The sequence below is a fragment of the Nonomuraea sp. NPDC049758 genome (genome assembly GCF_040674635.1).
Taxonomy (GTDB): Bacteria; Actinomycetota; Actinomycetes; order Streptosporangiales; family Streptosporangiaceae; genus Nonomuraea.
Genome location: NZ_JBFAMZ010000007.1, coordinates 195,711 through 208,419, shown reverse-complemented (window position 1 = coordinate 208,419; position 12,709 = coordinate 195,711). Strand labels below are relative to the sequence as shown.

Below are 12,709 nucleotides of genomic sequence, written 5' to 3'. Positions count from 1 at the left end.
CGCGGCCGTGGCATGATCCCTCCTCATGGAGTTCCTGGGCACGCTGTTCGTCTCGCTCGCCATCCTGGTGATGATCCTGCTGCTGGCGACGGCGGCCCAACGCCTGCTCGGGGTCAGGTTCGGCGCGTTACGCACCTTCCTGGCCGCGATGGTGGCCTGGGGCCTGGCCCAGCCGATGCTGACGCCGGTGATCGCCTCCTTCGGGCCGGTCAACCCGGAGACCACGCCCGACGCGGGCGCGCTCGGGCTGCTGCTCCTGATCGCCATGTGCATGGTGCTCATCCCCATGGTGATCCTGGTGCTCGCCGAGGCGCTGGTCCCGCCGGGCTCGGTGCCGGGGCCGCTGGAGGTGCTGCGCTCGCTGCGCGGCCGGATCCGCCGGGCCCGGCGCTACTCGCAGATCACCAGGATCGCCTTCCGGCACGGCCTCGGCCCCTACCTGCGGGGCCGTGGCGAGAGCCTGGAGGACAGGTCGGGCAAGGTGCGCCTGGCCAGGTCGCTGCGCCAGGCGCTCGACGACGGCGGCGTCACCTTCGTCAAGCTCGGCCAGGTGCTGTCCACCCGGCGCGACCTGCTGCCGGCCGAGTTCATCGACGAGCTGGGCCGTCTGCAGGACCACGTCGCCCCCGCGCCGTGGGAGCGCATCGAGCCGGTGCTCGCCGCCGAGCTGGGCGGGCCGGTCGAGGAGGTGTTCGCCGCCTTCGACCGGACGCCGCTGGCCGCCGCCTCCATCGGCCAGGCCCACACCGCCCGCCTGCACACCGGCGAGGACGTCGTGGTCAAGGTGCGCAGGCCGGGCATCGAGGGCGTGGTGGCCCAGGACCTCGACATCGTCCGCCGGCTGGCCGCCACGCTGGAGTCCAGAACCCGGTGGGGGCGTTCGCTGGGGCTGCGCGACCTGGCCGAGGGGTTCGCCGTCGCCATCCGCGAGGAGCTGGACTTCCGCGTCGAGGCCGCCAACATGGCCGCCGTGGCCGCCTCCGGCAGCGGCGGCGTCACCTACCCCGAGCCGTTCCCCGCCCTCTGCACCGAGCAGGTGCTGGTCATGCGGCGCCTGTCGGGCGGGCCGGTCACCGCGGCCGCCCCCGGCCAGGGGCCCGCGCTGGCCCGCGACCTGCTCGACTGCCTGCTCAGGCAGATCCTCGTCGAGGGCGTCTTCCACGCCGACCCCCACCCGGGCAACCTCATGCTGCTCGACGACGGCACGCTCGGCCTGCTCGACTTCGGCTCGGTCGGCCGCCTGGACGGCTCCGTCCGCTCGGCCCTGCAGCGTTTCCTGCTCGCGATGAACCGGCAGGACCCGCTCGGCGTCACCGACGCGCTGCTGGAGGTCGTCCCGCGGCCGGAGGAGATCGACGAGGCGGCGCTGGAGCGGGCGCTCGGCCAGTTCATGGCCAGGCACCTCGGGCCCGGCATGGACAGCGTGCAGATGTTCACCGACCTGTTCAAGATCGTCTCGGAGTACGGGCTGTCCATCCCGCCCGAGGTGGCCGCCGTCTTCCGGGCCCTGGCCACGCTGGAGGGCACGCTCGTGCGCCTGTCGCCCGGCTTCAACCTGATCGGCGAGGCCCGCGCGTTCGCCGGGCGTTACCTGGCCGAGCGGGCCGGGCCGGAGTCCGTCAAGGAGGCCGTGGGCCAGGAGCTGGCCGCGCTGCTGCCGATGCTGCGCCGCCTGCCGCGGCGGGTCGAGCGCATCGCCAGCGCCGCCGAGCACGGCAGGTTCAGCCTGAACGTCCGGCTGCTGGCCGACGACCGCGACCGCCGCTACGTCACCGGGCTGGTCCACCAGGTGCTGCTCGCCGTGCTCGGCGCCACGGCCGGGCTCATGGCGGTGCTGCTGCTCGGCATCGAGGGCGGCCCCGTCGTGGTCGGCACCACGAGCCTGTACCAGCTCCTCGGCTACAACCTGCTGGTGATCGCCTCGATCATGGTGCTGCGGGTGCTCGCGCTGATCTTCCGACGCCCGCCTGACCAGGAGCGTCACCGGCGCTGAGGTGAAGACTGAGCTGCTTTTGACCTCGGGCTGGTCTTGGACATCCGAGGCATCGGGAAGTTTCCAGGTGACACCGGAACGCCTGGGGAGCAGTAGGTGAAAATCATCGGGATCGCCGCCAGTCTCCACGCGGGGTCTTTCATCAACAGATTGCTGGACGCAGCGGGCGGCGAACTGCCGGAAGGCGTACGGTTCGAGATCTGGACGGGGATGGGCGACGTCCCGCCGTACCAGCCGGGCAAGGTGCCGGTGGCGGCCCGGGAGCTGCTCGGGCTGGTAGCCGGGGCGGACGCGGTGCTGCTGACGGCTCCCGAGCACAGCCTGCTGCCGCCGGAGCTGACGTACACGCTGGAGTGGCTCTCGGCCGGTGACGTGCTGTCCGGCAAGCACGTGGCGGTGATGAGCGCCAGCGCACGGGCGTGCGGCGCGATGTGGGCGCAGGCGGAGCTCTACAAGCAGCTCCAGGGCGCGGACGCGGTCGTGATGGGCGCCGAGCTGGTCATCTCGCCGGCCTGCCCGCACTTCGACGACGACGGCCACCTCACCGACCCCGTGCTGCGCGGCCAGGTGCGCGCGGTGATCGGGCAGCTCTGCCCGGCGGGGGTCAGGGAGCCGGCGTTCTCGCTCTGATCCTGTGCGGGCTCAGTGGGGGTCGCGGCGCAGGCGCTTGACGTCGGAACGGTGCTTCTTGCCCGCGATGCGGCGCTCGACGGCCCCGCGGCTGGGCTTGGTCGGGCGGCGGCGCTTGGGCGGCGGCGCGACGGCCTCCCGGACGCGCTGGGCCAGCCGGTGACCGGCGGCCTCCCTGTTGCGCAGCTGGGACCGGTACTCCGAGGCCACGACGGTGATCGTGCCGGCGCCCAGACGGTCGAGCGCGCGGGCCTTGAGCGCGGGCGGGATCGCGGTGCTCGCGGCCACGTCGAAGATCAGCTCCACCCGGCTGTCGGTGGTGTTGACGCCCTGGCCGCCCGGACCTGAGGAACGGGAGAAACGCCAGACGAGCTCGGCGTCGGGGATGACGATCGAGTCGTTGACGACCAGCGGGCCGGGCATGGTGGTGGCTCCTGTTCCGGATGAATGCGCCTTGCTCAGATGAGTGTCACCGTATATGAGCGACATATGCCGTCCGCAACGGCATTTTCAATCGCTGTCCTCGCTGCGAATATGGAGAGAACATTTCGCGGGAAGGGCTCATTCCATGGACCCGAAGTGGGTCGCGCAGGCGGCGCTGACCGTTGGGCTCGCCGTGGTCTCCGCCGTCGTCTTCCTGCTGCTGAGGTGCCAGGGGAAAGGGCGGCCCTTCGGGCCCGCCGGGCGGCGGCTCGCGGTCGCCATCAGCCTGCTCACCGGTGGTCTGTCCGCCGGCGTCGCGCTGGCCGGGCACGCGCTGCTGAGCGACTCGCTGGCCACCGTCCTGGGCGCGGCCGCGCCGAGCGGCCTGTGGCTCGGCCAGATGCGCGCCAGGCAGGACGAGCGGCGCTCGCTGGCCCGGGAGGCGGCCACGTTCTGGCTGGTGTCGCTGCTGGCCCGGCTCGACCAGGCGATGGCCGAGGACGAGCGCGTGTGGTGCGAGAAGCGGGTGGACCCGTCCTGGAACGTCTACGAGCTGAGCCTGGCCGCGGCCCGCTACCACGAGCGCATCCGCGACCGCCTGACGGCCGACGACCGGCGGCGCGAACGGGTGCACGCCCGCCTGGACGCCGTCGAACGCAGGCTGGACGTGGCCGCGCTGATCGAGGACGGCGCCGCCCGCTCGAAGGTGGCCACCGCGCTCACCCTCTCCCGCCACACCAGGACCCCCAGGTACGAGCGCTACCTCGGCAACCTCGACCGGCTGCACGGCGTGCTGCGGCACGACGCGGAGAACGACGTGCTGCGCCTGCTGGCCGCGGCCTACCGGGCCGGCTACCGCTCGCTGCCGGGATACGTGCCGCCGTCACGGGCCCGCGGCGGCGAGCGCATCGCCCGCGCCCGCTGACCGGGCGTGGCGGCCGGCGCTCAGGTCAGGGCGGCGGGGGAGTCCTCGGCGTCGCCGAGCGTGAGCTCCAGGCGGGCGCCGAGCGCGTCGACGACCGCGCCGAGCGTGCGCAGCGTCAGGTTCTCGTCGCCGGAGAGTATCTGGCTCACCCGGCCGGGCGAGACGCCCAGCGACGTGGCCAGATCAGCGCGGGTGATCTTGTGCTCCCGCATGTACCACGTGATCTCGTCGACGACCTCCTGGGCGAGACCGCCCACCTCGTCACGGGGGTTCCGGCGAAAGGCCATGTCGGTCTCGCTCTCGACGCTGTCCGTCCTCGTGACTCCACTTTAGCTCTACCTAAACCTTTAGGCAAGGCTAAACCCGGACGGCTCTTGACGGGCGGGGGCGGGCGGCGTATGCCAATATCCGCGGAAAGATCGAGCGGTCAGGGGGAGGCGCTGTGACGGCCATCGTGGGCGTGCACGGGATCGGCAAGTACAACTACTACCTGGAGGCCGGCGGGTCGGCCACCGGGGCCGCCGCGGCCATGCGGCTCAAGTGGGACCGCTACCTGCACGCGGCGCTCGGCGGTGAGACGGCCGCCTACTTCAGCGAGGTCGCCTACTTCTCCCACCTGCTGCGCGACCCCAAGCCCGGAGAGAGCTCCCCGCAGGCGGCGGCCCGCGTCGAGGCCGCCACCCAGCAGGTGCTCGTCGAATGGGCCAAGGACCTCGGGCTCGGCGAGCACGTCACGGGCGCGCTCAAGTCGTTCACCGGATGGCTGCTCGGCAAGCTCGACAGCAGGTCGGCGGCGTTCGCCAAGCTGTTCGCGCCCGAGGTCGCGGTCTACCTCACCGACCAGGAGCGGCGCGAGAGGTGCCGGCTGGCCGTGGCCGACGCCATCCGCAGGAACCGCCCGCGGGTGGTGATCGCCCACTCGCTCGGCAGCGTCGTGGCCTACGAGGCCCTGTGGGCCAACCCCGACCTGCCCGTCGACCTGCTGCTGACGCTCGGCAGCCCGCTCGGCATGCGCAACGTCGTCTTCGAACGTCTCCTGCCCGCTCCCGTCAACGGCCTCGGCGAACGCCCCAAGAACGTCGCCCGCTGGGTGAACATCGCCGACAAGGACGACATCGCCGCCATCCCGCCCGCCCTGCGCGCCAGCTTCACCGGCGTGGACGTCGAGGAACTGGTCAACCTCGACTGGATCGACTTCCACACGGCCGAGAAATACCTGGGCTGCCCGGCGCTCGACCCGCATCTGCGACCATTCCTTGCATGACGTGGATTGTGTTCGACTACGGCAACGTCCTGTCCCTGCCGCAGCCCGCGGCCGACGCCGAGGCCATGGCGCGGGCCGTCGGCGCGGAGCCCGAGGCGTTCCTGCGCCGCTACTGGGAGCACCGCCTGGAGTTCGACCGGGCGAGCCTGAGCCCCGTCGGCTACTGGTCGGCCGTGCTGGGCCGGGCCGCCACCCCGTCCGAGGTCGCCCGCCTGGTGGCCATGGACGTCGCGAGCTGGGCCTACCCCGACGAGGGCACGGTCGCCGTCCTCGGTGAGATCCTCGACGCGGGCGACGGCGTGGCGCTGCTGTCCAACGCGCCCGTCTGCATCGCCGACGGCCTCGACGAGCTGCCCTGGATCGCGGCCATCGGCCACCGCTTCTACAGCGGCAGGATGGGCCTGGTCAAACCCGACCGGGAGATCTTCGACGAGGTCGCCCGCGAGCTGGGCGCCGACCCGTCCGAGATCGTCTTCATCGACGACCGGGCCGAGAACGTCGAGGGCGCCGAGCGTGCGGGCATGACCGGCGTGCTGTTCACCAGCGCCGCCGCGCTCCGCAAGTCCCTGCGCGAGCTGCCCCGCTGACCTCCCGCCGGCTCTGCGCCGGCCACCCGCCGGGCGACCGGCGCTGTTCACCCACGCTTGACTCCGCTGTCATGACGGGGCCACGACGGGGTCAGCGCGGGCGGACATACCTGGAGCGTGGACCGCAGAACGTTCCTGACAGCGGCGGCAGCCGGCCTCGTCGCGCCCCGCGCCGTCACCTCGCCCGCCTCCGCCACGACACTCAGATCCGACCCGTTCACGCTCGGCGTGGCCTCCGGCGACCCCTCCGCCGACGGCTTCGTCCTGTGGACCAGGCTGGCCGTCGACCCGCTCGGCGGCGACGGCCGCGGCGGCATGCCCGCCCGCGACGTCGAGGTCGACTGGCAGGTCGCCACCGACGAACGGTTCTCCTCGGTCGTGCGGTCGGGCACCGCGACCGCCCGGCCGCGCGACGCCCACAGCGTGCACGTCGAGCTGGACGGGCTGGAGCCCGGCCGCGACTACTTCTACCGGTTCAGGAGCCAGGGCAGGCTCTCGCCCGCCGCCCGCACCCGGACGACGCCCGCCGGGGAGAGCCCGCTCACCTTCGCCGTGGCCGCCTGCGCGCACTACGAGCACGGCTACTACACCGCCTACCGCCGCCTGGCCGAGCAGGAGCCCGACCTCGTCGTCTTCCTCGGCGACTACATGTACGAGTACGGCCCCAGCGGCTACACCGCCCTGGCCGGACGGGTGCGCACGCACACGCCGGGCAAGTGCGCCACCCTCGCCGACTACCGGCTGCGGCACGCCCAGTACAAGAGCGACCACGACCTGCAGGCCGCGCACGCGGTCGCGCCCTGGCTGGTGGCCTTCGACGACCACGAGGTGGAGAACAACTGGGCCGGCCCCGTCTCCAGCACCGGCGCGCCCGGCTTCGCCCGCCGCCGCGCCGACGCCTTCCGCGCGTACTACGAGAACATGCCGCTGCGCCGCGCCAGCCTCCAGGGAGCGGTGCTGCGCATCAACCGGCGCGTCTCCTGGGGGACGCTGGCCCGCTTCCACCTGCTGGACACCCGCCAGTTCCGCGACGACCAGGCGTGCCTGGACGGGGTGCGGGCCGGCTGCGACGAACGGCTGTCCGACGGGCGCACGCTGCTCGGGTCCGCCCAGTGGCGGTGGCTGGAGGAGGGGCTGAGCGGGTCCGGAGCCCGGTGGAACCTGCTGGGCCAGCAGATCCTGATGGCCCAGCGCGACTACAGGATCGGGCCGGGCCGCGAGGTGAACCTCGACTCCTGGGACGGCTACGCCGCCGAGCGCACCCGCCTGCTCGGGTCGCTGTCGGGCACCTCGAACCCCGTCGTCCTGACCGGGGACGCGCACATGCACCACCTGGCCGACCTCAAGACCGACTTCGACGACCCGGACTCGCCGGTGGTGGCCAGGGAGCTGGTGACGTCGTCGATCGCCAGCGACGGCGACGGCTACCGGGACCGCACGTGGATCGCCGAGGCCCTGCAGGAGAACCCGCACATCTCCTACATCGACCAGCGGCGCGGCTACCTCATGGCCCGGCTGACCCGGGACGAGCTGTCGGTGGACTTCCGCACGCTCGACTACATCTCCCGCCGCGGCGCGCGGGCCCGCACCGCCCACCGCCTCACGATCCCGGCCGAACCGCCCCGCTCAGCCGCCGGCCGGGCCGCACCCCGCCATGGCTGAGGGCCCGGCGGGGACTGTGGTCTTCGTCGGCTGAAGGTTCGCTGGGAGCGGGCTGAGGGGCGGCTGGGAGCCGGGGCGGGTGGTCAGGCGCCCGGCCAGGTCGCGTCGGGGAACTCACCGGTGGTGGTGCCGGACATGACGACCTGGTCCCGTTCGTCCAGACCTGAGGTGATCTGGACGTACTGGTCGCCGCGGACGCCGGTGGCGACCACCTTCGCGGCGTCGTGCCCGCCCGAGCGCACGGTGACCACCTGGGCGCCGTCGGAACGGCTGCGGACGGCGGCGGCCGGGACGTAGATCGCGTCCTTGGCCTCGGCGGTGGTCACCGACACCGTGGCGGTCTGGCCGAGCATGAGCCCGCCGGGCGGCTCGTCGAAGGCCAGGGTGACGGAGTAGCGGACCAGCCGGTCTTCGACGGTGGCGGTCGGGGCGATCGCGGTGACCGTGCCGCCGTGGCGCTCGCCGGGACGGGTGGCGAGGGTGATGGCGGCCTGCTGGCCGAGCTTGAGCCGGTTGACGTCGGACTCGGTGACCATGGCCTGGACCTGGAGCTCGTTCAGGTTGCCGAGGCTGATGAAGGTGCCGATGCCGGCCGTGTCGCCGACCCGGCCCGCCACCGACAGGACGGTCCCCGAGGTGGGGGCCACGATGCGGGTGGCGCGCACGGCGTCGGCGGCCTCCTCAAGGGCGGCTTCGGCGCGGTCGACGTTCGCGGCGGCCTGGCCCTCGGTGATCCCGCCCCTGGCGGTGCCGTCCTTGGGGGTGGTGGCGGTCCTGGTGGTGGTGCCTCGGGAGGTCGTGCCGGGGGAGCAGGAGCCGGTGGGACGGGCGGATGTCGTCGCGTGCGGCTTGGAGGTGGGCCTGGCGGTCGCGGGCGGGGGCGCGGTGGTCGAGGGCCTGGCCGTGGCGGTGGGTTCGGCGGTGGATGGGCCGCCCGGCGTGGACGGTTCGCCGGGGTTGGACGGTGTGCCGGGGGTGGAGGTGTGGCCACCTCCGGGGGTGCCGCCTCCGGGCGGGGCTGCCGTCACGGTCACCGTCGCCGTCACCGTGGCGGTCGCGGTGACCGTCACCGTGGGCTGGGGCTCGGAGGGCTCGTGAGTGGGGGTGGGCGTCCTGGTGGGGGTGGGCGTGGGGGTCGCGGTTGCGGGTCGGCTGTGAGCCGGGGACGCACCGGAGGTCCGCGTGGAGGAGGGCGTGGCGGTCTTGCTCGCCTTGGTGGCGGGGACGTCCGCAGGTGGGACGTCGGCAGGCGGGGCGGTGGTGGGCGGGGTGGACGTGGGCGGGGTGGTCGGGCCGAAGACGCCCTCGCCCGCCGAACCTCCGCCGCTGGCCGTGCCAGGGCCGCCCGTCGCCCCCGGGACAGCTGCGCCCCCAGGGGTGGCGGCGCTGTCGGGAGTGGCAGCGGCGCCGGTGTGCGGGGCGGGGGAGGTGGCGGGGCCGGTGCCACCGGTGGTCGGGGTGGGGTTCGAAGTGACCGGCGGCGTGGGCTTCGAGGAGGCCGACGGGGTGGGGCAGTTGGCGGCGTTCGGCGACCCGGCGGAGAGCGGCGAACCGGTGCTCCCGGTGGAGCCGGTGCCGGTTGTTCCGGCGGGGCCGGTGGTCCCGGTGGAGCTGGTTTCGGTGGTGGTGAGGGATTGTTGGGCGGCGGAGAGGTCGGCCTTGGCGGCTGCGTACGCCTCGCGGGCCCCTCGCCCGTCGATCCTGGCCAGCACCTGGCCCTTGGTCACCTTGGTCCCGACCTTGACGTACACCTTGGTCACCGGGCCGGACGAGCCGAACGCCAGGTCCCGGCGGGCACCGTCCACGGTGTTGCCGGCGGCGCTGACCAGGGCCGTGACCGGGCCCCGCTGGGCGGCGGCGAGCCGTGCCCGGACGGCGGGCGGGTCGTCGTCGCGGAGTGCCAGCGCCAGGCCCGACCCGGCGACGAGCACGGCCAGGGCGAGCCCGCCCAGCGCGAAAGTCGGTCTCATGGCCGCCCATCCTGGCCGACCAGCTTCACGGCAGCCTGCGAGCAGCCTGAGAGTTCGCTGTGTGACCCCGCCCAGGCCCGGGTTGTCAGCGAACGTTCAGCTCCGTCACGGCTGTGGCGCAGGCTGGTGTGCAAGGGTCACCGGCTGTGAAGGTGTCGACAAGGCGCAGAGCGCTGATGACCAACGGAGCGCTGGGCGTGCTCCTGCTGGGCGGGGCCACGCTCGCCTACGTCCAGCTCGGCACGGACCGCGCGGCCGGCGAGACGGCCGTGCGCACGGTGACCGCGAGCCGCGGCTCGGTGTCCGCGTCGGTGTCCGCGTCGGGCGCGGTGGCCAGCGCCAGGACCAGGTCCCTGTCGTTCGGCACGGGCGGCACGGTCGAGCGGATCTACGTCAAGGCGGGGGACAAGGTCGACAAGGGCGACATCCTGGCCAGGCTTGACGACTCCGCCGCGCAGGAGAGCCTGTCGGCGGCCAAGGCCACGTACCAGAGCGCGGCCGACGACGGCACCGGCACGGCCGCGCTCTACGCCTCCTACGTCAAGGCGCGCAACGCCTACCGCGAGGCCGAGCGCACGGTCGCGGCCACCGTCCTGCGGGCCCCGTTCAAGGGCACGGTCACGGCGGTCAACGGATCCGTCGGCGGCACCGCCTCCGGCTCGGGCGGAAGCCAGAGCCAGTCCCAGGGCCAGTCGCAGAGCAGCGGCAGTGGGAACAGCACAGGGACGGGCGGGTTCGTCGACCTGGCCGACACCGGACGGCTCCAGCTCGTGGGCACCTTCACCGAGTCCGACGTCGGCAAGCTCGAACAGGGACAGAACGCCACCGTCACCTTCGACGCCCTGCCGGGGGTGACCGCCGACGGCAAGGTCACGCAGATCCAGCCGGTCGCCTCCACCAGCAACAACGTCGTCCAGTACCCGGTCACGGTCACCTTCACCAAGGTCCCCGCGAAGGTCAGGCTGGGCCAGACCGCCACCGTCGAGGTCGTCGTCGGCAGGGCGGAGAACGTCGTCACCGTCCCCTCCACCGCGGTCTCCACCAGCGGCGGCCAGACCACGGTCACCCTGCTCAGGGACGGCCGCCAGGTCCGGACCCCGGTCGAGGTCGGCGTCCGGGGCACGGCGCTCACCGAGATCAAGTCCGGGGTGTCCGAGGGCGACCAGCTCGTGCCGCCCGTGATCGGCACGCAGAGCACCAGCCAGCGCGGCGGGTTCGGCGGCGGGTTCCCGGGCGGCGGCGGCATGCCGGGCGGCGGGCGATGACGGCCCCCGCCACCGCGACGGCGGCCCCGGTCCTGCGGGTGAAGGACCTGGTCAAGGAGTACGGCGAGGGCGACGCCAAGGTCCACGCCCTGCGCGGCGTCAGCCTGGACGTCGAGCGCGGCGACTACGTCGCCGTCATGGGCGCCTCCGGCTCCGGCAAGTCCACCCTGATGAACATCCTCGGCTGCCTCGACGTGCCCACCTCCGGCACGTACCAGATCGACGGCGCGGACGTGGGACGGCTGGCCGAGCACCAGCTCGCGATCCTGCGCAACCGCAGGGTGGGGTTCGTCTTCCAGTCCTTCAACCTGATCCCGCGCATGAGCGCGCTGGCCAACGTCGAGCTGCCGCTGGTGTACGGCGGCGTCGGCCCGGCCGAGCGGCGCTCGCGCGCCCTGGCCGCGCTGGAGCAGGTCGGGCTGACCGACCGCGTGCGGCACGAGCCGAACCAGCTCTCCGGCGGTCAGCAGCAGCGCGTGGCCGTGGCCAGGGCGCTGGTCACCGCGCCCGCGCTGCTGCTGGCCGACGAGCCCACCGGCAACCTGGACACCGCCTCCACCCGCGACGTGCTGCGGATCCTCGACCGGCTCAGCGCGTCCGGACGCACGATCGTGCTCATCACCCACGAGGACGACGTGGCCGCGCACGCCAAACGGGTGATCCGGCTGGTGGACGGCGAGATCGTGGAGGACCGCCGCCAGGCGCCGGTCGACGGACCACCCCCGAGGACGGCGGCCAGTGAACCAGCTTGAGATCCTCCGCTTCGCGCTGCGCGGCCTGCTGGCCAACAAGATGCGCAGCGCCCTGACCACACTGGGCATCCTCATCGGCGTCGCCGCGGTCATCCTGCTGGTGGCGGTCGGCGAGGGCTCCTCGCAGAGCATCCAGAAGAACATCCAGCGCCTCGGCGCGAACACGCTGACGATCTCCCCGTCCTTCTCGGGCGGGGGCGGTTTCGGCGGGCGCGCGGCGGGCGGCGGCGGCAACATCGGGCCGCGCACGCAGGCCAGGCAGCTCAGCCTGGCCGACGCCAGGGCGCTCACCGACCGGACGCTCGCGCCGTCGGTCAGGTCCGTCTCGCCGGTGGTCGGCGCCAACTCCGCCACCGCCGCGTACGGCGCCGCCAGCCACACGATCGCGCAGTTCGTCGGCACCTACCCCAGCTACTTCGAGGCCATGAACAAGCCGGTGGCCAAGGGCACGTACTTCTTCAACGACGACGTGCTGGCCGCCAGGAAGGTCGTGGTGCTCGGCCGGACGGTGGTGGCGGAGCTGTTCGGCGCGGTGGACCCGATCGGCCGGCAGGTCAGCGTGTCCGGGGTGCCGTTCACGGTGGTGGGGGTGCTCAAGGAGAGCGGCTCCACCGGCATGCAGGACGCCGACGACGTGGCCGTGGCGCCGCTGCCCGCCGTGCAGCAGAGCCTGAGCGGGTTCGGCTCGCTGGACTCGATCGTCGTGCAGGCCACCGGGGCCGAGGCCACCACGGCGGCGCAGTCGGAGGTGAGCGCCGTCCTCAACCAGCGGCACGGCATCACCGACGGCAACCCCGACTACCGGATACTCAACCAGGCCACCCTGCAGGAGACGGTGAGCGAGGCCACCGGCACGTTCACCGTGCTGCTCGGGGCGGTGGCGGCGATCTCGCTGCTGGTGGGCGGGATCGGCATCACCAACATCATGCTGGTCACCGTGACCGAGCGGACCCGGGAGATCGGCATCCGCAAGGCGATCGGCGCGCCGCGCGGCGCGATCCTGGGCCAGTTCCTGATGGAGGCCACCCTGCTCAGCCTGGTCGGCGGGCTGCTCGGGGTGCTGGTGGCCTTCGTCGGCACCCGGTTCACCGTGGCCGGCATCGAGCCGGTCCTCGTGCCGTCGTCCGTCGCGCTGGCGCTGGGCGTGTCGGTGGGGATCGGGCTGTTCTTCGGCAGTTATCCCGCCAACAGGGCGGCCAAGCTCCGGCCGATCCAGGCCCTGCGGCATGAGTGAGGCG

At 73.1% G+C, this 12,709-nt stretch carries 12 protein-coding genes; 9 read left to right on the top strand and 3 right to left on the bottom strand.

Features of this window, described 5'->3' with window-relative positions; translation table 11 throughout:
- Positions 1–25: 25 nt before the first annotated feature.
- Together AB0J46_RS20490 and AB0J46_RS20485 are read left to right on the top strand one after the other, a co-directional pair.
- The gene (locus tag AB0J46_RS20490; protein WP_364333919.1) at positions 26–1,993 is read left to right on the top strand and encodes an AarF/UbiB family protein; all 1,968 of its coding nucleotides are present in this window, start codon (positions 26–28) and stop codon (positions 1,991–1,993) included.
- Positions 1,994–2,089: 96 nt separating this feature from the next.
- Entirely contained in the window at positions 2,090–2,623 is a 534-nt protein-coding gene (locus AB0J46_RS20485; protein WP_352327446.1) for an NAD(P)H-dependent oxidoreductase, read from the top strand.
- 12 nt (positions 2,624–2,635) lie between these two features.
- On the opposite strand, the gene arfB is transcribed toward AB0J46_RS20485, so the two are convergent.
- A complete protein-coding gene (gene arfB / locus AB0J46_RS20480; protein WP_364333916.1) occupies positions 2,636–3,046 on the bottom strand; it encodes an alternative ribosome rescue aminoacyl-tRNA hydrolase ArfB in 411 nt (136 codons plus the stop codon).
- 145 nt (positions 3,047–3,191) lie between these two features.
- On the opposite strand from arfB, the gene AB0J46_RS20475 reads away from it, so the two are divergent.
- Complete coding sequence (locus AB0J46_RS20475) at positions 3,192–3,971, top strand: hypothetical protein (protein ID WP_364333913.1); 780 nt, start codon at positions 3,192–3,194, stop codon at positions 3,969–3,971.
- 20 nt (positions 3,972–3,991) lie between these two features.
- Here AB0J46_RS20475 and AB0J46_RS20470 read toward each other — a convergent pair whose 3' ends face one another.
- Complete coding sequence (locus AB0J46_RS20470; RefSeq protein ID WP_364333910.1) at positions 3,992–4,258, bottom strand: helix-turn-helix transcriptional regulator; 267 nt, start codon at positions 4,256–4,258, stop codon at positions 3,992–3,994.
- Between the two features lie 155 nt (positions 4,259–4,413).
- Between AB0J46_RS20470 and AB0J46_RS20465 the strand changes: the two genes are divergently transcribed.
- The 3 genes from AB0J46_RS20465 to AB0J46_RS20455 all read left to right on the top strand — a co-directional run bounded on the left by AB0J46_RS20465 (position 4,414) and on the right by AB0J46_RS20455 (position 7,484).
- On the top strand, positions 4,414–5,235 hold the full coding sequence (locus tag AB0J46_RS20465) for a hypothetical protein (RefSeq protein ID WP_358293194.1): 822 nt from the start codon (positions 4,414–4,416) through the stop codon (positions 5,233–5,235).
- Positions 5,232–5,822, top strand: a complete 591-nt coding sequence (locus AB0J46_RS20460) for an HAD family phosphatase (RefSeq protein ID WP_364333907.1) — start codon at positions 5,232–5,234, stop codon at positions 5,820–5,822. Before AB0J46_RS20465 ends, AB0J46_RS20460 begins: the two co-directional genes overlap by 4 nt.
- A gap of 117 nt (positions 5,823–5,939) precedes the next feature.
- Complete coding sequence (locus AB0J46_RS20455; protein ID WP_358293190.1) at positions 5,940–7,484, top strand: alkaline phosphatase D family protein; 1,545 nt, start codon at positions 5,940–5,942, stop codon at positions 7,482–7,484.
- Between the two features lie 83 nt (positions 7,485–7,567).
- On the opposite strand, the gene AB0J46_RS20450 is transcribed toward AB0J46_RS20455, so the two are convergent.
- Positions 7,568–9,454, bottom strand: coding sequence for an efflux RND transporter periplasmic adaptor subunit (locus AB0J46_RS20450; RefSeq protein WP_364333904.1), 1,887 nt, complete (start codon positions 9,452–9,454; stop codon positions 7,568–7,570).
- A 176-nt stretch (positions 9,455–9,630) separates the two neighbouring features.
- Between AB0J46_RS20450 and AB0J46_RS20445 the strand changes: the two genes are divergently transcribed.
- From AB0J46_RS20445 to AB0J46_RS20435, 3 genes are read left to right on the top strand one after another with little or no spacing between them, the layout of a single operon-like run.
- The gene (locus AB0J46_RS20445; RefSeq protein ID WP_364333901.1) at positions 9,631–10,719 is read left to right on the top strand and encodes a biotin/lipoyl-binding protein; all 1,089 of its coding nucleotides are present in this window, start codon (positions 9,631–9,633) and stop codon (positions 10,717–10,719) included.
- A complete protein-coding gene (locus tag AB0J46_RS20440) occupies positions 10,716–11,471 on the top strand; it encodes an ABC transporter ATP-binding protein (RefSeq protein WP_364333898.1) in 756 nt (251 codons plus the stop codon). Before AB0J46_RS20445 ends, AB0J46_RS20440 begins: the two co-directional genes overlap by 4 nt.
- Positions 11,458–12,705, top strand: coding sequence for an ABC transporter permease (locus tag AB0J46_RS20435; protein ID WP_364333895.1), 1,248 nt, complete (start codon positions 11,458–11,460; stop codon positions 12,703–12,705). Before AB0J46_RS20440 ends, AB0J46_RS20435 begins: the two co-directional genes overlap by 14 nt.
- Positions 12,706–12,709 lie beyond the last annotated feature (4 nt).